We start from the raw sequence: 18726 nt of genomic DNA on the forward strand, positions 1-18726 counted from the left end.
TGGGCATCGCACGAAGGTGCGCTGCTATCGACACCAGGTGTTGCCGTGGGCCTGCCGAAGTCAGGACAGCCCAGGTGAGCGAGGCTCGACCCTACCCGAGATTTTTCTGTGCACGGCAACCCCGATGCCCAGCCCGTTGTCGCCTCGTGGCAGCGATGTGCAGTGATGGATACCGATGCGATTTCGGCTGCTCATTGGCAGCCGACGCGCAATTCTGGTAACGAGGATCGGGGTGCCGACCAGACCTCCGACCTGCGACACTCCGGACGTAAGGGTGAATACCGACGCCGACCTGATCTTGTTCTGCCGCCGTTACCGTCCGAATGAGTCATCTGCCCGGGTTGGTGCCAGGCGTCCGCCGAGGCTGGTGCTGCCGGTTTCGTCGCTGACAGCGCAGCATTTTTGCGGTGTGGTCTGCGCCTCGGTCGGCCGGTTCATCTCGTGCCTGTCGTATCTGGCCGGCGTGGACATTTGCGAGATCTACATGGAATCTCCATGGGACCGAGACGGAATCTCCATGACATCTACACGGGTCCGCCGGGCTGATTCCGCCGATGGCGGAACCGGAAATCGACGAATCTCGACAAGAGTCGGAATGATGGCTCCGGCACCGCCCGGGGCGACGTCGGTGTCGGACTGCGGCCGGGTCAGCCGGCGTCGGCGAGGGCAGCGCGCAGAACGCCCGCGCCGGCCGGCGTCTCCTGTTCCCGGTTCGCCGGATCGGCGGAGTAGATGACCCCGTAGGCGGGGGTGTCCGGCTGGAAGCGCCAGCTGTCGGCGAGCGGGCCCGCGTCCACCGTGTCGTAGCCGATCCGATCCAGGAAGTCGGTCACGGTTGCCTTGGCCGCCGGGTCGTCACCGGCGATGCCTCACCCCTCCACCGCGCTTACCTGCCCCGAACCTGCCTCGCCCCGCCGTTCCACCCACCGGCTCGTCGATCATGCAGTTCTTGTCGGACCAAAAGTGTGCGAAAGCCAGAAAAAGCCGACCACAACTGCAAGATCGACGAGGTGGGGGCGGGGGTGGGGTGGGTTACGCGGGGAGGTTCTTGTCGATGGTGGCGCGGAGGGTGGGGTCGTCGGGGGTGACGGTGGGGGCGAAGCGGGCGGCGACGGAGCCGTCGGGAGCGACGAGGAACTTCTCGAAGTTCCACCGGACGTCGCCGGTGTGACCGTCGGCGTCGGCGGTGTCCACCAGGGCCGCGTACAGGGGGTGGCGGTCGGGGCCGTTCACGTCGACCTTCTCCGTGATCGGGAAGGTCACCCCGTAGTTGACCTGGCAGAACTCGCTGATCTCCGCCGCGCTGCCCGGCTCCTGGCCGGCGAACTGGTTGCACGGCACGCCGAGCACGGTGAGTCCACGGTCGGCGTACTCGTCCTGGAGGGTCTGTAGGCCCGCGTACTGCGGGGTGAGGCCGCAGCGCGAGGCGACGTTGACGATCAACAGGGCGCGTCCGCGGTACTGCGCGAGGTCGGCCGGGCCACCGGCGAGGGCACCGATCGGAATGTCGAAGACGGTCATGCCCGGAGGCTACCGCCGCGACGGTGGGCGCGGGCGATGCGGGTGGTGGTGAAGTTACCGATCGGTACCCGACCCCTGACCGGCGGTGACGCCGGGAGAAGTCCAATCTGGCCTCCTCGCCCAATCGATACATGGACATCTTGACGAAGTGGTGGCGTGTGAGTAGCGTCTCCTCATCCTTTTGGAAAGTTTCCTAACTGTTTGGAGACGCCACATGAAGAGATCGCTTCGCCGAGCCCTCTGGGTCGGCGCCGTGGTCGCGGTGACCGTCGCCACGGTCCCGATGGCCTCGGCGTTCGGCGCCGGAAGCGTGACCGCCTCGTTCACCCGGGTGTCGGACTGGGGTACGGGTCACGAAACGCGGGTCACCATCACCAACGGGTCGGACGCCAGCGTCAGCACCTGGCGCATCGAGTTCGAGCTGCCCTCAGGCACCAGCATCGGCAGCTACTGGGACGCCGACGTCACCCGCAACGGCAACCGCTATGTGGCGGTCAAGAAGAGCTGGGCCGGTGCGTTGGCCCCGGGCGCCTCCTTCAGCTGGGGATACAACGGCACCGGCGCGTACCGGGCGCCGCTGAACTGCACCATCAACGGCGCGTCGTGCGGCGGCGGCACCACGCCGCCGACCACCACCGCACCGCCCACCACGACCCCACCCACGACCACGCCACCCACGACCACCCCGCCGACCACCACGCCCCCGACCACCACGCCGCCGAACCCGGGTGCGCAGAAGGTGGTCGGCTACTTCGCCCAGTGGGGCGTCTACGCCCGCAACTATCACGTGCGGAACATCCACACCAGCGGCTCAGCCGCGAAGCTGACCCACATCCTGTACGCCTTCGGCAACACCACGGGCGGCCGGTGCACCATCGGGGACAGCTACGCCGACTACGAGAAGGCGTACACCGCGGCGGAGAGTGTCGACGGCGTCGCCGACACCTGGGACCAGCCGCTGCGTGGCAGTTTCAACCAGCTGCGCAAGCTCAAGAAGATGTACCCGCACCTCAAGGTGATCTGGTCGTTCGGTGGCTGGACCTGGTCCGGCGGCTTCACCCAGGCCGCGCAGAACCCGACCGCCTTCGCCGAGAGCTGCTACAACCTGGTCGAGGACCCGCGTTGGGCCGACGTCTTCGACGGCATCGACATCGACTGGGAGTACCCCAACGCCTGTGGCCTGACCTGTGACGCCAGCGGCCCGAACGCGTTCAAGAACGTGGCCAGCGCGCTGCGCGCCCGGTTCGGCTCGAACAACCTGGTCACCGCCGCGATCACCGCCGACGGCAGCAACGGCGGCAAGATCGACGCCACCGACTACGCCGGTGCCGCCACGCACCTCAACTGGATCATGCCGATGACGTACGACTACTTCGGCGCCTTCAACGCGCAGGGCCCCACCGCCCCGCACTCGCCGCTGTACTCGTACTCGGGCATCCCGCAGCAGGGCTTCTGGTCCGATGCGGCGATCCAGAAGCTCAAGAGCAAGGGCATCCCGGCCAACAAGCTGCTGCTCGGCGTCGGCTTCTACGGCCGTGGCTGGACCGGGGTCACCCAGTCCACGCCGGGCGGCACCGCGACCGGGCCGGCACCGGGCACCTACGAGCAGGGCATCGAGGACTACAAGGTGCTCAAGAACACCTGCCCGGCCACCGGCACCGTCGCCGGCACGGCGTACGCGAAGTGCGGCAGCAACTGGTGGAGCTACGACACCCCGTCGACCATCGGCGGCAAGATGACGTACGCCAAGAACCAGGGCCTCGGTGGCGCCTTCTTCTGGGAGCTCTCCGGTGACACCAGCAACGGTGAGCTGATCAGCGCCATCAAGGGCGGCCTCGGCTGAGCCGACGGTCGACGCACCACCCACACGACGGGGAGGGGCCCCGCACCGGCCCCTCCCCGTCCGCTGTGCCCGGGGTCGATCTCGATGCCCGGACGGTGGTGTGACAGACTCGCCGCTCGACCGTGTCTCGATGTCCGGCGTCGAGGGAGGTGCCGATGCGGGTCAGGAACCGGCGTCCGACGAGCGTCATCGCGCTGCTCGCCACCGTGCCTCTCGCGCTCGTCGGCTGCGGGCTCGTCGGCGGTGAGCCCGAGGCGGAGCAACCGGGGCGGGCACCGGCCGAGGAGGCCACCCTGAAGTCCCGCGAGCGGGTCCAGGCATATCTCGACGCGATGACCGCCAAGGACGTGGCGGCCGGGCGCAGCCAACTCTGCGCGGTGCTGCACGAGGCGTTCGACGCGGCCGCCACCGAGGCGAACGGAGACTTCGCCGACCACTTCGAGGTGTCCAAGTCCGAGATCACCGACATCCGGCCCGGTCCGTCCGGGCAGGAGGTCAGCACCGCGATCACGGTGACCGTCGGCAAGAAGAAGGCGACCCGCCCGCTGCTGTTCACCGTCACTCGCGACGGGCTCGACTGGTGTATCTCCGACGAGCGGCCGGGCGCACACAGTCCGGCACCGGCACCGACGCCCTGACCTGCGTCGCCGTCGAGGATCGTCCATCTGCCGGAACCCGGCCCCTCGCCGATGGCCCGTCCGGCTGGTCGCCGTACGCTGAATAGCATGCGCCATGAGTGGCATCAGTTGAGTCATCCGGCGGTGGGCAGCCCGGTGCTGCAGACCAGCCGCCCGACCGTCGACTCCGCCGAGGACGAGGCTCTCGGCCTGGACCGCTGGCGACAGCTGCCGCGTGCCCAGACTCCGCCCTGGCCCGACGCGGCCCAGGTCGCCGAGGTCTGCAAGGTGCTCGACACCGTGCCGTCGGTGGTCGCCCCGTACGAGGTCGATCAGTTGCGTCAGCGTCTGGCGTTGGTCTGCGAGGGCAAGGCGTTCCTGCTCCAGGGCGGTGACTGCGCGGAGACCTTCGCCGACAACACCGAGAGCCACCTGCTGGCCAACGCCCGCACGCTGCTGCAGATGGCCATCGTGCTGACCTATGGCGCGTCGTTGCCGGTGGTGAAGGTGGCCCGGGTGGCCGGGCAGTACACCAAGCCCCGGTCGCTGCCGACCGACGCGCGGGGCCTGCCGGCCTACCGCGGCGACATGATCAACTCGCTGGAGGCCACGCCGGAGGCGCGGGTCGCCGACCCGCAGCGCATGATCAGGGCGTACGCGAACTCGGCCGCCGCCATGAACATGTTGCGGGCGTACCTGGCCGGTGGGCTGGCCGATCTGCACGCGGTGCACGACTGGAACAAGGGCTTCGTACGCAACTCGCCGGCCGGCGAGCGGTACGAGGCGATCGCCCGGGAGATCGACCGGGCCCTGGCGTTCATCCGCGCCTGCGGGATGACCGAGGACGACGCGTTGCGTACGGTCACCCTGTACTGCTCGCATGAGGCCCTCGCGCTGGAGTACGACCGGGCGTTGACCCGGGTTTCCGGTGGCCGGCCGTACGGGCTCTCCGGGCACTTCCTCTGGATCGGTGAGCGCACCCGGCAGATCAACGGCGCGCACATCGACTTCATCTCCCGCATCGCCAACCCGATCGGGGTCAAGCTCGGCCCGACCACCACCCCGGACGAGGCGATCGAGCTGTGCGAGAAGCTGAACCCGGACAACATCCCCGGCCGGCTCACCCTGATCAGCCGGATGGGCAATCACAAGGTCCGCGACGCGCTGCCGCCGATCGTGGCTAAGGTGACCGCCGCCGGAGCCAAGGTGGTGTGGCAGTGCGACCCGATGCACGGCAACACCCACGAGTCGTCAAACGGCTACAAGACGCGCCACTTCGATCGGATCGTCGATGAGGTGCTGGGCTACTTCGAGGTGCACCGTGGCCTGGAGACCCACCCCGGCGGCCTGCACGTCGAGTTGACCGGCGAGGACGTCACCGAGTGCCTCGGCGGCGCTCAGGGCATCGCCGACCTCGACCTGCCCGACCGCTACGAGACCGCCTGCGACCCCCGGCTGAACACCCAGCAGTCGCTGGAGCTGGCCTTCCTCGTCGCGGAGATGCTGCGTGGCTGACGCGAGGAGTGACTGTGGCTGACCTGATCGACCTGCGGTCGGACACGGTGACCCGACCCACGGCCGCGATGCGGCAGGCCATGGCCAGCGCCGAGGTGGGTGACGACGTCTACGGCGAGGACCCCACGGTGCAGGCCCTGGAGGTCGAGATCGCCGCGATGTTCGGGCACGAGGCGGCGTTGTTCTGCCCGAGCGGGTCGATGGCCAACCAGATCGCCCTGCAACTGCTGGTGCCGCCCGGCTCCGAGCTGCTCTGCGATGCCGACGCGCACGTGGTCACGTACGAGATGGGGGCTGCCGCCGCGTACGGCGGGGTCACCTCACGGACCTGGCCTGCGGTGGGTGCCCAGCTCGACCCCGACGTGATCGCCGGCATGGTGCGTCCCGACGGCTACTGGGCGGTGCCCACCCGGGCGATCGCGGTGGAGCAGACCCACAACCGTGGCGGCGGCGGGGTGATTCCCCTCGATTCGCTGCGCGAGCTGCGCCGGGTCGCCGACACCGGGCAGTTGGCGCTGCACTGCGACGGTGCTCGGATCTGGCACGCGCACGTCGCCGACGGGGTGCCCCTGGCCACCTACGGCGCGTTGTTCGACACCCTGTCGGTCTGCCTGTCCAAGGGGCTCGGCGCGCCGGTCGGCTCACTTGTCGTCGGCGCTGCCGACCGGATCGAACGGGGTCGGGTGATCCGCAAGCGGATGGGTGGTGGGATGCGTCAGGCGGGCATCCTGGCCGCCGCTGGTCGGCACGCCCTGGCTCACCACATCGGCCGGCTGGCGGCCGATCATGCGAAGGCGGCCCGACTGGCGGAGGCGGTCGCCCCGTTCGGGGTGCTGGCCACCACGGTACGCACCAACATCGTTCCACTGGATCTGACCAAGGCCCCGCTGGATGCGCCGACCCTGGCCGCCGCCGCCCGCGCCGAGGGCGTACTGATCTCGGTGCTCGGTCCCCGCACGGCCCGCCTGGTCACCCACCTGGACGTCACCGACAGCCAGGTCGCCCGAGCCGCCGCCATCCTCACCCACATTTTCCGCCGCTGACCCCCTGCCCTCACCCGCCCCACACCCCACCCCCCACCCCTCCGCGATCTTGCACTTTTGGTCGCCGTTACGCCCCTTTTGCGGCTTATGTGGAGGCAAAAAGTGCAAGATCGCGGAGTGAAGAGGGGTGGGGAAGCGCGGGGTTAGGGGCGGGGGAGAAGGCGGCGGAGGGTGGTGATGTCGGCGGCGTGGCCCTCGTGACGCTCGGTGGGGGTTTCCACCAGGATCGGGACACCGGCGGTGGCGGGGTGACGCATCAGCTCGGCGAAGGCGGGCTCGCCGATCATGCCCTTGCCGATGTTCTCGTGCCGGTCCCGGGTGGAACCGCACAGGTCCTTCGAGTCGTTCGCGTGCACCAGCCGCAGCCGGTCCGCACCGACCGTGGTCACCAGAGCGTCAAGCGTCGCGGTCATCCCGCCCTCGGCGGCCAGGTTGTGCCCGGCCGCCCAGGCGTGGCAGGTGTCGAAGCAGACCCCGAGCTGCGGATGCCGGTCGACCGCGTCGAGGTACGGGCCGAGCTGCTCCACCCGGCAGGCCAGTGACCGGCCGCCTCCGGCGCTCGGCTCGACCAGCAGCATCGGGCCGCCCGTGTCGGCGGCCGAGTCGAGCAGCGGCAGCAGCGACTCGCGTACCTGCCGCATGGCCGCGTCGGCGTGCCCGGCGTCCACCGCACTGCCGGCGTGGAAGACCACCCCGCGCGCGCCGATCGCGGCACCTCGGCGCAGCGCGTGCGCCAGGCTCTGGGTCGACCGCTCGACCGTTGCCTCGGTCGGTGAACCGAGGTTGACCAGTAGCGACGCGTGGATGTAGACGGCGACCCCGCGTTCGGCGCAGCCGTCCCGGAACAGCGCGTCCTGCACCGGATCGCCGGCCGGCATCGCCCAGCCCCGGGAGTTGCCGACGTAGACCTGCGCCACTTCGGAGCCGGCCGCGTCGACGTACGGCAGCGCCGCCTTGGCCAGCCCTCCCGAGGCGGGCGTGTGCGATCCGATCGGCCGGTGCCCGGCGTCCGGCGTCGGCATCAGAAGCATCCGATGGTGATCTGTGTCCCCGGGGCGACCTGGGCGTTCTCGTTCGGGTTCTGGAAGCGGGTGACGGCGTTCGGGTTGAACTGCACCGCCACCGGGAAGCCCTGGCTCTCCAGCACCTGCTTAGCCTGCTGACAGGGCAGGTCGACGACGCGCGGCACGGTCACCAGCGGCGGGCCCTCGCTGACCTCCAGCCGGATCTGGGCACCCTTTTCCACGCCGCCGCCAGCGGCCGGGCTCTGCCCGATCACCTCGTCACGCGGCTTGTCGGACTCCTTGCGCGTCGGCTCCACCAGCACCAGTCCGAGCTGCGCGATCTGGTTACGGGCGTCGTTGAGGTTCTTGCCGACCAGGTTCGGCACGGTGATCGGGGCCCGGCCCTTGCTGAGGATGACGGTGATCTCGTCGCCCGGCTTGACCTCTTCGCCCGCCTTCGGGTCGGTGGCCACCACGATGCCCTCCGGCAGGCTGTCGTCGTACCGGGCGGTGCCCTTGGCCACCTCTAGCTGGGCGCTGAGCAGGTCGGCCTCGGCCAGCGCGAACTCCTTGCCGACCACGTCCGGCAGCTCGAAGCGCTCCGGCCCGAGCGACAGGGTGAGGGTGATGGTGCCGCCCTTGACGATCCGGGCGGACGAGGCGGGATCCTGGCTCAGCACGCCGTCGCGGGGGATCTGGTCGTCGTACCGAGGGCCGGCGTAGACCACCTCGAAGCCGGCCTGGGATGCCTGTGCCTCCGCCTCGGCCTTGCTCATGCTCACCAGCTGCGGCGCGGTGGTGTACCGACCGACGCCGAACCACCAGCCACCGAGCGCGGCCACCAGCCCGAGCACCACGACGACGGCCGCGACGGCGAGACGTCCGCCGCCCTGGCCGGTTAGCCGGGCGCCCAGCCCGGCCAGTCGGGCACGCAGATCGTCACCGCCGCTCGGCGTCGCGCGCCGCCGACCGCGAGCGGGCGGGCCATCTTCCGGCAGGCGGGCCCAGGTCGGTCGCTCGGCCGGACGTACGGGCGCGACCATCATCGTCGGTTGCGACACGGCCGGGCCGTCGGTCACCGGAGCGATCAGAGCGGTGTGGCTGTTCGGGCTGCCCAGCCCGTCCCGGGCCACCTGCACCTCGGCCAGCAGCGTGCCGGCATCGGCGGGACGGGCCGACGGATCGCGACGGGTGGCGCGGGCGACCAGGTCGTCGAGCACCCTCGGCAGGCCCGGCACCAGCGTCGATGGTGCGGGGACGTCCCGGTCGACGTGCTGCCAGGCGATGTCGATCGGCCGGTCACCGTCGTACGGGACCCGGCCGGTGAGCATCTCGAACAGCACGATGCCCGTCGAGTAGACGTCGGTGCGGGCATCGGCCCGGCCGTCGGTCACCAGCTCCGGGGCGACGTACGCCACGGTGGCCATCAACTGGTTTCCGCTGTCGTGGTCGGTGCTCGCCTCGACGGCACGGGCCAGCCCGAAGTCGGTCACCTTGACCACGCTGTCGACGAGGTTGGCCGGACCGCCGCTGGGTGCCTCCGCGACCAGCACGTTCTCCGGTTTCACATCGCGGTGCACCAGGCCGGCCCGGTGGGCGGCGCCGATGGCCGCGAGCATCTGCTCGGTGATGGCCAGTGCCTCGTCCGGGTTGAGCCGCCGCCGCTCGGCCAGCACCTCGCGCAGGGTGCGGCCGCGGACGTACTCCATGACCAGGTAGGGCCGCCCGGCGTGGGTGCCCTGGTCGTAGACCGCCACCACGTTGGGGTGGGTGAGGCGGGCGATGGTCTTGGCCTCGTCGGTGAACCGGTCGACGAAGCTGGGCCGGCCGGCCTGGCCGGGCGTTCCCTGTGCGGAATGGATGATCTTGACAGCGACGGTGCGTTCGAGCCGCTCGTCGGTGGCGGTGTACACGGTCGCCATGCCGCCACGGGCCACGCGACCGCGAATGCGGTAGCGCCCGTCGATCAGCGAGCCCAGCAACGTGTCGGCGACCTGTGTGTCCATCAGCAGGCAGTCTATGTGTCGGGGGGACGAAGGTTGAACAGGATGCTACCGACAGGCTTCCCAGCTTGGGTCCGGCGCGCGCGCAGGGTGACGGTCGCCCCTGCTCAGGGTGGTTGTCGGGAGGCCGTTGACCGGGCCTGGGGGTGGCGTGGCAGGGTGTTGCGCGTGACCGATTCCGTACCCGCCGAGGGCGGTGCGCCCCTGGCCGGTCCCGCCGACCCGGCGGGCTGGCTGACCCTGCCGGACGTCGCCGAGCGGCTCGACCTGCCGATCAGCAAGGTCCACCAGATGATCCGGGACCGGGAACTGGTCGCGGTCCGCCGCGACGGTGTCCGCCGGATCCCGGCCGACCTGGTGGCCAACCGGACCGTGCTCAAACACCTGCCGGGCGTGCTCACCCTGCTGGCCGACGCCGGCTACGACGACGAGGCCGCACTGCGCTGGCTCTACGAGCCCGACGACACGTTGGCCGGTGGCACCCCCGCCGCCGCCCTCGGCGGCGATCAGGCCCGTGAGGTCAAGCGTCGCGCCCAGGCCCTGGGCTTCTGAGGGGAGTCAGTCGGCGCGGCGGGTGGCGGCGATGGCCAGGTCCACCAGCGCCTGCCGGGCCTCGGTGTCGAGGTCGACGGCGGTGAGCGCGGCGAGCGCCGCGTCGGTCAGGGTGACGATGCGCTGCTCGGTACGGGCCAGCGCGCCGGTGTCGACGATCACTTCCCGTAGCCGAGCCACCCCAGCGGCGTCCAGCTCGCCATCGCCGAGGCCACCGAGCAGCAGCGCGCGACCGGTGTCGTCGGCCACCTCCAGGGCCGCCGCCACCAGGTAGGTCCGCTTGCCCTCGCGCAGGTCGTCGCCGGCCGGCTTGCCGGTCTGCGCCGGGTCGCCGAAGACACCCAGCACATCGTCACGCAGCTGGAAAGCCTCACCCAACGGCAGGCCGTACGCCGAGTAGGCGATGCGTACGTCCGCGGGGGCGTCGGCCAGCGCCGCGCCGATCAGCAGTGGCCGCTCCACGGTGTACTTGGCCGACTTGTACCGGGCGACCTTGCCGGCCCGTTCCAGCGAGGTGTCGCCCGTGGCCTGGGTCAGCACGTCCAGGTACTGCCCGATGGTGACCTCGGTGCGCATCTCGTCGAAGTCCGGTCGGGCGCGGGCCACCGTCCGGGGGTCGAGTCCGGCGGAGTGCAGCAGCTCGTCGGACCAGACCAGGCACAGGTCACCCAGCAGGATCGCCGCGGCGTCACCGAAGCCGTCCGGGTCGCCACCCCAGCCGGCGCCGCGGTGCCGGTTGGCGAACCGCCGGTGCACCGCGGGCTCACCCCGTCGGGTGTCCGAGCGGTCCATCAGGTCGTCGTGGATCAGGGCGCTGGCCTGCACGAACTCGAGCGCGGCGAGGGCGGTCACCACCGGGTCGGTGTCCACCCCGCCGGCACCCCGGTAGCCCCAGTAGGCGAAGGCCGGCCGCAGCCGCTTGCCGCCACCCAGCACGAACGCCTCGATCGCCTCGGCGACCGGCACCAGGGCGTCGTCGACGTCGGTCATCCAGGCGCGACGGCCGGCGAGGAATTCCGACAGCGCCTTGTCGACCCGCTGGCGCAGGCTGGCACGGTCGACGGGGGAGACGGGAGCAGCATGGGTCACGTCCCGACGCTAATGGGTCGGGGTGCGCCGGCACGACCCACCCGCCCTCCGGCGCGTCGGGGCCAACTGCTGGTCGCGGCCGGATCGATGCTCTGCCGGAGGGCTGGTCGACGATCGAGGCCCTCGGGGTGACGGTCGACGAGCCCGACCCCCTGGCGCGCCACCAGCCACCTTGAGCCCTTCGATCAGGACGAAGACTGTCCGCCGTGCTACGGCGTTCCGCTTGTCGTCAATCTGATACCCCGCCAACCAGATCCACCCGTCGTACGTGGTCCAGTCAAGCGTCTTGATCACTCGGAGCGTGATCGGCCGGTAGAACTGTGGGCTCGCGTCCTGGGAGATCCGCAGGAGGTCGCCCGACCGAGGTGCGCCGGGTCGAGCGGCGGTTGGCCGGGCGAGGGCTGTGACACCGGGGCCGGCGGGAACGCCCGGCGGGCCGGGCCGCCGTACCGACGGTTGTGGCGGCTGGGCGGGTCGGCCTGGCCGCCGGGCCGGTGGATCTGCCTGCCGGATCAGTGGGTGTGCCGGATTCGATCGACAGGGCGTCCGGCCCGGTGGCCAGCGGGCTCGCCGGCGCCGCGAGCACCAGGGCCAGCCAGCCACGCCAGAACCGGCCCGGCACCCGCACCTGCCGCTCCCACCGAGAAACCTCGTGCCGGCTCAGCGTGGACACTCCGGCGGCGGCGCAGAGTTCTGCCGCGAGGCGGGACTGGCTCCAGCCCTTGGCAAGTCGTAACCGGGCCACCATCGGGCCGAGCGGCGGTCGGCTGGGCGGGGGCTGTGACATCGGGGCCTCCGGGGCGGGTCGGCGTGGCGGTGGCCCGACCCACCCGTACGGGAGATGCCGGTGCGCACCGATCTGCTGCTGACCCCCGCGCGGCCCCCAGGTGCGGACTCGGCCGCATCCGCGCCAGGCGTGCACGTTAGCCGGCAGGTGCGACAGTTCCTGAACGCGGCACGCGTCCCCACCGCTGGGAAGCCGGTGGGGGTGTCCGGCCCGGCCCGCTAGAGTCGGTGCGTGGCGCTCGGTCTTCCCTCGGTCCTCCCGAATCCGCAACCGGCGATCGGAGAGCTGGTCCGCGACTGTCAGCCGACCTTCTCCTTCGAGTTCATGCCCCCGAAGACGGAGCAGGGCGAGCGGCAGTTGTGGCAGGCCATCCGCGAGCTGGAGCCCCTGCGTCCGTCCTTCGTCTCGATCACCTACGGTGCCGGCGGCTCGACCCGGGACACCACGGTCGCGGTCACCGAGCGCATCGCCACCGAGACCACCCTGCTGCCGATGGCCCACCTGACGGCGGTCAACCATTCCGTCGCCGAGTTGCGGCACGTGATCGGCCGGCTGGCCGGCGTCGGGGTGCGCAACGTGCTTGTGGTGCGCGGCGACCCGCCGGGCGATCCCACCGGCGAGTGGATTCCGCACCCCGACGGCGTGCACTACGCCGAGGATCTGGTCCGGCTGGTCCGTCACTCCGGCGACTTCAGCGTCGGTGTCGCCGCCTTCCCCTACCGGCATCCGCGCTCGCCGGATGTCGACACCGACACCGAGTACTTCATCCGCAAGTGCCGGGCCGGCGCGGATTTCGCGATCACTCAGATGTTCTTCGACGCTGACGAATATCTTCGGCTGCGGGACCGGGTGGCCGCCGCCGGCTGCGACACCCCGATCCTGGCCGGGGTGATGCCGGTGACCCGGATCGGCACCATCGAGCGCTCCGTGCAGCTGTCCGGGGCACCCTTCCCGCCCGCGCTGGCCGCGCGGTTCGAGCGGGTCGCCGACGATCCGGAGGCGGTCCGCCGGCTCGGCATCGAGCAGACCAGCGAGATGTGCCTCCGGTTGCTCGACGAGGGGGTCCCGGGGATCCACTTCATCACCTTCAACCGGTCCACCGCGACCCGGGAGATATGGCAGAACCTGCGGGTGGGCGCCGAGACGTGACACCCGGCGCGCGACACCTCGGCGCTGTCGCGACGGTTGAACCGTGGTGGGCAGACAGCTGAACTGGAACGATTACGCCACGGCGTGGGCCCGGCTGCACGGCGGGTTCGATCCCCGGGCCGCCACTCCCGTGGTGCGTGGCTGGCTGCGCTTCTCCTACCACATCGGATTCCTGCTGGGCCGGCTACGGGTCGGCCCGACCGCGGTGACGGTGGTCGGGGTGCTGCTCTGTCTCTGCGTACCGCTGCTCGCGGTCCGACCGGGCGACGGGCCGTTCCTGGGCGCGCTGTTCGTGCTGCTCGCCTCGGTGGCCGACAGCGTCGACGGTGCGGTGGCCGTGGCCACCGGCCGCACCACCCGGCTCGGCTACGTCTACGACTCGTTGGCCGACCGGATCGGCGAGGCTGCCTGGCTGGTGGCGTTCTGGCTGGTCGGCGCGCCGGGGGCGCTGGTCGCCGCGGGTGGTGCGCTCTCCTGGCTGCACGAGTACGTCCGGGCCCGGGCGGTCGCCGCCGGGATGCGGGAGATCGGCGCGGTCACCGTGGGGGAGCGGCCCACCCGGGTCTGTGTGGCCGTGGCGGGGCTGCTGTTGGCCGGCCTGAGTGGACTGATCGAGGTGGACCTGGCCGCCGGCACCATCACCATGGCGACCGCGGTCTGGGTGCTGCTCGCCGCCTTCGGGCTGGGACAGCTGCTCTCCGCGGTGCGCCGGGCCCTGATCGACGCCGGCTGAGCTACCAGGCCGGGCCGATCGCCTCGGCGACGATCTGCGCGGAGAGGGTCACCATCGGCAGACCACCGCCGGGATGGCTGGAGCCGCCGACCAGCCAGAGTCCCCGGGCCGGTCCCCGGTTGGCCGGCCGGAGCAGGCCACCGGCCGTACCGTAGATGGTGCCGCCCGGTGCGCCGGTGGCGGCGGCCAGATCGGCCGGGGAACGCACGTCGCGGAACACCAGCCGGTCGCGTACGTCCACGCCGCGTTCGGCAAGCACGTCGAGGATCCGATCGGCGTACGCCTGGGCCAGCCCCGGCCGACGCCAGTCGATCGCGCCCGGGGCGGTGCCCTGGCGGGCGGCGTTGACCAGCACGAACCATGCCTCGTGCCCGGCCGGGCGGACCGCCGGGTCGTTCGCCACGGTGACGAAGACCGTCGGGTCGGCGGCCGGGCGGGCCCGCACCCCCCGTCCCGGGTCACCGAAGACCGCGTCGAACTCGGCGTCGTAGTGGCGCGGGAAGAAGACGTTGTGGTGGGCCAGCCCGGAGTCGCCGCGGACGCCGAGCAGCAGCACGAACCCGGCCAGGCTGCGGTCGGTGAGCCCGGCCAGCCGACGCGCGTCGGGCAGCAGGTCACGGTAGACGCTCAGCGCGTCGACGTTCGCCACCACCACGTCGGCCGGGACCGGAGTGGTCGAGTCGGCGACGCGTACCCCGTGCACCCGCCCGCCCACCGCGTCGATCCGGGTGACCGCGGTGCCGGTGCGCACCACCACCCCCAGATCCAGACAGCGGGACAGCAACGCGTCGGCGAGGGTGCCCAGCCCGCCGCGCAGATACCAGCCGCCGAAGGCCAGCTCGGCGTAGGGGACCGCGACAAGCGCGGCGGGCGCCCGGCGCGGGTCGGCGCCGGTGTAGGTGGCGTACCGGTCCAGCAGCATCCGCAGCCGCGGATCGGAGATCAGGCTGCGACCCAGCCCGCGCAGGCTCTGGCCGGGTCGGATCGCGGCCAGGTCGCCCAGCCGCCAGGCGAGCCGGGCCAGGTCGCGGGGGGAGTCGACCCGGCGGCGCAGGATGTCGCGTTCCGAGGCCCGCCACACCCGGGCGGCGCGCCGCCACAACCGCTGCCAGTCGCCGGCGGCCCGGTCACCGAGGGCCACGCCGATCCGGTCGGTGAACTCGGTCGGGTCGGCGCAGGAGTCGAGCACCGGACCGCCGCCGGGGAAGACGTGCCGCACGATCGGGTCCAGCGGCACCAGGTCGAGGTACTCGTCGAGCTTCGCCCCGGTCGCCTCGAACAGCTCGTGGAAGACCTGGGGCAGGGTGAGCAGGCTGGGGCCGGTGTCGAAGTGGAACGCGCCCTCGGGAGTGTCCCGGCGGTGCCGGCCGAGTTTGCCGCCGATCTCATCGGCACGTTCGAGGACTGTCACCTGGTGTCCGGTGACGGCCAGCCGGGCGGCGGCGGCCAGCCCACCCACGCCGGCGCCGATGACCACGATCCGCGCCATGCCGCGTCCTCCCAGGCTCTAACCCACCGGACGGCCACGCCAGGACAGGCGTCGCCGCTTGCGCAGATGGTACGACCGCAGGGTCAGCCAACCGAGGACCGCGACCGACACGGGATGGCCCAGCGCGTCGGGCCAGGCCCGGCCACCGGTGGCCCGGGCACTGACCATCCGCCCGGCCACCCCCGCCAGGTAGGCGCCCACGGCGACCCCGGCCACCGTCGGCGCACCGGCGAGCAGCGCCGCGACGGCCACCAGCGGCGGTGCGGTGTAGAGCGCCAGCAGCACGGTCAGCACCACGGCCGCGGCGCTCGGGTGCCCGAACGAGGCCCACAGCGACTTGGTGTAGCCGTCACGCAGCTGCGGCCAGTCCTCGTACATCCGGCAACTGGCCAGCCGGGAGCCGTCGGCGAGGGCGATCCGGCCGCCGGCCCGCTTCACCGCCCGGCCCAGCTCGATGTCCTCCAGCACCTTGTCGGCGACCGCCGCGTGCCCGCCGGCCCGCAGGTAACCGGCCCGGTCGACGACCAGGAACTGCCCGCCGGCCGCGGCCAGCGACGGTCGCGGCGAACGCTCCATCGCCCGCAGCGGCAGGAAGGTCAGCCACAGCCACTGCAACAGCGGCTGCACCAGCCGGTCAGCCACCGTCCGCACCACGATCCGTGGGTACGGCGACAGCAGTGTCGCCCCGGCGGCGCGCAGTTCGGTGACCGCCGCCGCCACGGCGTACGGTTCGAGCACCACGTCGGCGTCGACGAAGACCAGTGCGTCGGCCGGGTCCCCGACCCAGGTGGCCAGCTGCCAGCAGGCGTGCGGTTTGCCCAGCCAGCCCGGCGGGGGGTTCACCCCGGTGATCAGGGTGACCCGGGGGTCGTCGGCGACCACCGCGCGGACCACCTCGGCGGTGCCGTCGACCGAGCCGTCGTCGAGCACCACGACGCGCAGCCGAGGCACTCCCCGCTGGGCGAGCAGGGCGCGCAGGCACGGGGTGACCCGGTCGGCCTCGTCACGCAGCGGCAGCAGCACCGCCACCGTCTCGCTGATCTCCACCGGCCGGTCGGTCGGCCGGCGCAGCCAACGGCCCGCGTTGACCACGGTGTGCGCGGTCAGCACGGTGACACCGAGCAGCAGGACCAGCGCGGCGATCATGCCACCACGTCGACCGGGGAGCGTGGCGAACCGGTGGCCCGGTCGCGGGTCCGCCGGGCCCGCAGCAGGGTGACGGCCAGCGGTACGGCGACCACCGCCATGCCGGCCGCGCCCCACACCGCCGAGGCGGGCAGGTCGAGGAAGACGGCGTGGGCGAGCACGCTGGAGCCGTACGTCCACAGGTAGAGCGCGTACATCGGCTGGTCGCCGGTGCCGGTGGTGGCCACGCTGGGCCCGGCGAGCGGGCGCAGCGCGGTCATCATCAGCACCGCGAACAGCAGCCAGCCCAGGTAGTTGCTGACCGGGATGCCGGGCAACCCGGGCAGGGCCGGCGTGGCATCCCGCCACACCCAGTGCCCCTCGGCCACCATCTGCGGGTCGAGGAAGAGATCCCAGGCGGCCAACCCGACGGTGGCCAGCGCGATGCGGCCGGGCCAGCGCCACCGACCGGACGACCCGCCGGTGAGCCGGGTGGCCGCCAACCAGGCCGGCCAGGCCATCCAGGTCCAGGCCAGCGGGATGATCAGCGGTACGCCGGCCAGTTTCGGGCCGAGCTGGCCTGAGTAGTCGTAGCTGCCGAACGGGAAGCCGGTGGCCACGCCGAGCGCCTCGATGGCGAACCCGCCGCCGGTGGCCACCGCGACAAGCGCCGTCGCTGCCCGTGGCCCCCGGGTGACCAGGGCGTGACCGACCGAGAGCAGGTAGCCGAGCACGACTGTGGCCACGGTCAGCCTGGCCCGGGTGACTCCGCCGGTCAGCGGGTAGCAGATCTGCGCCAGTACCAGCAGGGCCAGCAACGTCCAGGCGTAGCCGCGGGCGGGTGCGCGTGCGGTCATGACCGGGTGGGCGGTGGGGTCGGCATCGACGGCGGTGGTGTCGGTCCCGGCGCGGGCAGCGGCAGATCCCGGCCGAGCACCCCGAACGGGCGTTCGTCGCCGGGGAAACGGAAGTCGCGCAGCACGTCGACGAAGCCGAACCGGCGGTACAGCCGCCAGGCGCGCGAGGTCTGCTCGTCGGCCTCCGGAGTGGACAGCAGGGTGGTGGCGTTCTCGGCCATGGTGAGCAGGGCCCGCAGTTGCCCGGCGCCCAGCCCGTGCCCCTGGGCCGGTGGCCGCACGTGCAACTCGACCACCTCGAAGCAGTCGGTCAGCCAGCGCCGCCGGGTGGGCTGGTCCAGTGCCCGCCAGACCTGGTCGTGCCACCACTGTCCGGCGGCGCCGACGTAGCCGTACCCGAACCCGGCCAGGTGGCCGGCGCTGGTGAGGCTGGCCACGGCGCGGAAGCCGGGCCGACGTACGTGGGTGGCGATGTAGCCGCGGCGGGCCTCCAGCAGGTCGGCGCGGTAACCCATCGCCTCGCCGTAGACGGCCACCACGTCGTCCAGTCGCCGGAGGAGATCGTCAGGTGTCCACCGCACCAACCTCATGCCCGTTCACCCTTCGCCGGGTCACCGTCGTCGGTGACCCACCCCAGTACCGTCCGGTCGCCGACCACGTCCCGCACCTCGAATCGGGCGAAGAGTTCCTCCGCGTACCACCGCTGGGTCTCCGTCCGGGTGATCGCGGCCCGGTGCTGCGGGTGACGGTACGCGAACGCCACGAGATCCGCCGGATCACGCCACACGCTCACCGTGCCCTGCCAGCCCAGGGGCGCCTCGCCGACGCCGAAGCGGGCCAGCAGCCCCGGTGCGGCGTGCAGGGCCGCGGCCACCGGCGGGACCGCCCGCCAGAAGGTGAGCGCCCGGGTCGGACGTAGCCGCGCCCGGGTCAGCGCCAGCACCGGACCGGTGCCCCGGCCACCGGCGGGCGCACCGAACGGCCGCCGGCCGGACCACTCACCCCGGCTGGTCAACGGTCGCAGGTCGAGCCGGACGCCCGCGCGGGCGAGACCGGACCAGGCCCGCGCCACCGGCGAGTCGGCGAACCGGGCGGCCGCGGCGGGGGAGTCCCAGACCGTCAGCGCCGCCCACCGGGTCAGGTCCGCGTCGCCGGGCCCGAAGCCGGTGCCGGTCCCGGTGCCGAGCAGCTTGCCGAACCGTACGCCGGGCAGGGCCCGCAGCCGGCGCGGGTCGACCGCCATCCGGGGCAGCGCCCGGCCCACGGCGGCCGGCGCGATCCGCCACACGTGCAGGGTGACCAGCTCGGGGACGCTCTCCGGGTCACTCACGCCGCCACCTCGCTGCGCTCGCCGCCGGCGCGAGGCGCCACTGTGGTGTGCCTGATGGCTCGCTCGCTT

The 18726-nt window shown here is 72.1% G+C and carries 17 protein-coding genes; 7 read left to right on the forward strand and 10 right to left on the reverse strand.

The window, feature by feature from the left end; all coding sequences use genetic code 11:
• Positions 1-647 precede the first annotated feature (647 nt).
• On the reverse strand, positions 648-833 hold the full coding sequence (locus Vse01_RS04405) for a hypothetical protein (protein ID WP_232510990.1): 186 nt from the start codon (positions 831-833) through the stop codon (positions 648-650).
• A 199-nt stretch (positions 834-1032) separates the two neighbouring features.
• Positions 1033-1521 carry a glutathione peroxidase gene (locus Vse01_RS04410; protein WP_093401189.1) on the reverse strand — a complete coding sequence of 163 codons (489 nt, stop codon included), beginning with the start codon at positions 1519-1521 and terminating at the stop codon, positions 1033-1035.
• A gap of 214 nt (positions 1522-1735) precedes the next feature.
• Here Vse01_RS04410 and Vse01_RS04415 point away from each other — a divergent pair, with 214 nt between their 5' ends.
• The 4 genes from Vse01_RS04415 (at position 1736) to Vse01_RS04430 (ending at position 6539) form a co-directional block, all read left to right on the forward strand.
• Complete coding sequence (locus tag Vse01_RS04415) at positions 1736-3364, forward strand: glycosyl hydrolase family 18 protein (protein WP_093401188.1); 1629 nt, start codon at positions 1736-1738, stop codon at positions 3362-3364.
• 155 nt (positions 3365-3519) lie between these two features.
• On the forward strand, positions 3520-4002 hold the full coding sequence (locus Vse01_RS04420) for a hypothetical protein (RefSeq protein ID WP_093401187.1): 483 nt from the start codon (positions 3520-3522) through the stop codon (positions 4000-4002).
• Positions 4003-4089: 87 nt separating this feature from the next.
• Positions 4090-5496 carry a class II 3-deoxy-7-phosphoheptulonate synthase gene (locus Vse01_RS04425; protein WP_093401186.1) on the forward strand — a complete coding sequence of 469 codons (1407 nt, stop codon included), beginning with the start codon at positions 4090-4092 and terminating at the stop codon, positions 5494-5496.
• A 14-nt stretch (positions 5497-5510) separates the two neighbouring features.
• Positions 5511-6539, forward strand: a complete 1029-nt coding sequence (locus Vse01_RS04430; protein WP_093401185.1) for a threonine aldolase family protein — start codon at positions 5511-5513, stop codon at positions 6537-6539.
• Positions 6540-6682: 143 nt separating this feature from the next.
• Here the strand turns inward: Vse01_RS04430 and Vse01_RS04435 are convergent, their stop codons facing one another.
• Both Vse01_RS04435 and pknB read right to left on the reverse strand, forming a co-directional pair.
• Positions 6683-7561 carry a deoxyribonuclease IV gene (locus Vse01_RS04435; RefSeq protein ID WP_093401184.1) on the reverse strand — a complete coding sequence of 293 codons (879 nt, stop codon included), beginning with the start codon at positions 7559-7561 and terminating at the stop codon, positions 6683-6685.
• Positions 7561-9549: a Stk1 family PASTA domain-containing Ser/Thr kinase gene (pknB, locus tag Vse01_RS04440; RefSeq protein WP_093401183.1), complete on the reverse strand. Its 1989-nt coding sequence runs from the start codon at positions 9547-9549 to the stop codon at positions 7561-7563. The genes Vse01_RS04435 and pknB overlap by 1 nt, the downstream gene beginning before the upstream one ends.
• 165 nt (positions 9550-9714) lie before the next feature.
• Here pknB and Vse01_RS04445 point away from each other — a divergent pair, with 165 nt between their 5' ends.
• Entirely contained in the window at positions 9715-10098 is a 384-nt protein-coding gene (locus tag Vse01_RS04445; protein WP_093401182.1) for an Rv2175c family DNA-binding protein, read from the forward strand.
• 6 nt (positions 10099-10104) lie between these two features.
• Here Vse01_RS04445 and Vse01_RS04450 read toward each other — a convergent pair whose 3' ends face one another.
• Positions 10105-11187 (reverse strand): polyprenyl synthetase family protein, encoded by a 1083-nt coding sequence (locus Vse01_RS04450; RefSeq protein WP_093401181.1) that lies wholly within the window; start codon positions 11185-11187, stop codon positions 10105-10107.
• 1018 nt (positions 11188-12205) lie between these two features.
• Here Vse01_RS04450 and metF point away from each other — a divergent pair.
• Together metF and Vse01_RS04460 are read left to right on the forward strand one after the other, a co-directional pair.
• Positions 12206-13123: a methylenetetrahydrofolate reductase [NAD(P)H] gene (gene metF, locus Vse01_RS04455; protein WP_093401180.1), complete on the forward strand. Its 918-nt coding sequence runs from the start codon at positions 12206-12208 to the stop codon at positions 13121-13123.
• Positions 13124-13166: 43 nt separating this feature from the next.
• The gene (locus tag Vse01_RS04460; RefSeq protein WP_093401179.1) at positions 13167-13856 is read left to right on the forward strand and encodes a CDP-alcohol phosphatidyltransferase family protein; all 690 of its coding nucleotides are present in this window, start codon (positions 13167-13169) and stop codon (positions 13854-13856) included.
• Between the two features lies 1 nt (position 13857).
• On the opposite strand, the gene Vse01_RS04465 is transcribed toward Vse01_RS04460, so the two are convergent.
• The 5 genes from Vse01_RS04465 to Vse01_RS04485 are packed head-to-tail and all read right to left on the reverse strand — an operon-like array spanning position 13858 to position 18657.
• The gene (locus Vse01_RS04465) at positions 13858-15345 is read right to left on the reverse strand and encodes a phytoene desaturase family protein (RefSeq protein ID WP_093401178.1); all 1488 of its coding nucleotides are present in this window, start codon (positions 15343-15345) and stop codon (positions 13858-13860) included.
• A gap of 18 nt (positions 15346-15363) precedes the next feature.
• Positions 15364-16491, reverse strand: a complete 1128-nt coding sequence (locus tag Vse01_RS04470; RefSeq protein WP_093401177.1) for a glycosyltransferase family 2 protein — start codon at positions 16489-16491, stop codon at positions 15364-15366.
• On the reverse strand, positions 16488-17327 hold the full coding sequence (locus tag Vse01_RS04475; protein ID WP_093401176.1) for a carotenoid biosynthesis protein: 840 nt from the start codon (positions 17325-17327) through the stop codon (positions 16488-16490). The genes Vse01_RS04470 and Vse01_RS04475 overlap by 4 nt, the downstream gene beginning before the upstream one ends.
• On the reverse strand, positions 17324-17917 hold the full coding sequence (locus Vse01_RS04480) for a GNAT family N-acetyltransferase (RefSeq protein WP_093401175.1): 594 nt from the start codon (positions 17915-17917) through the stop codon (positions 17324-17326). Before Vse01_RS04480 ends, Vse01_RS04475 begins: the two co-directional genes overlap by 4 nt.
• Positions 17914-18657 (reverse strand): monooxygenase, encoded by a 744-nt coding sequence (locus Vse01_RS04485; protein ID WP_093401174.1) that lies wholly within the window; start codon positions 18655-18657, stop codon positions 17914-17916. Before Vse01_RS04485 ends, Vse01_RS04480 begins: the two co-directional genes overlap by 4 nt.
• Between the last annotated feature and the right edge of the window lie 69 nt (positions 18658-18726).

This window comes from Micromonospora sediminimaris, from assembly GCF_016863575.1.
GTDB classification, from domain to species: domain Bacteria; phylum Actinomycetota; class Actinomycetes; order Mycobacteriales; family Micromonosporaceae; genus Micromonospora; species Micromonospora sediminimaris.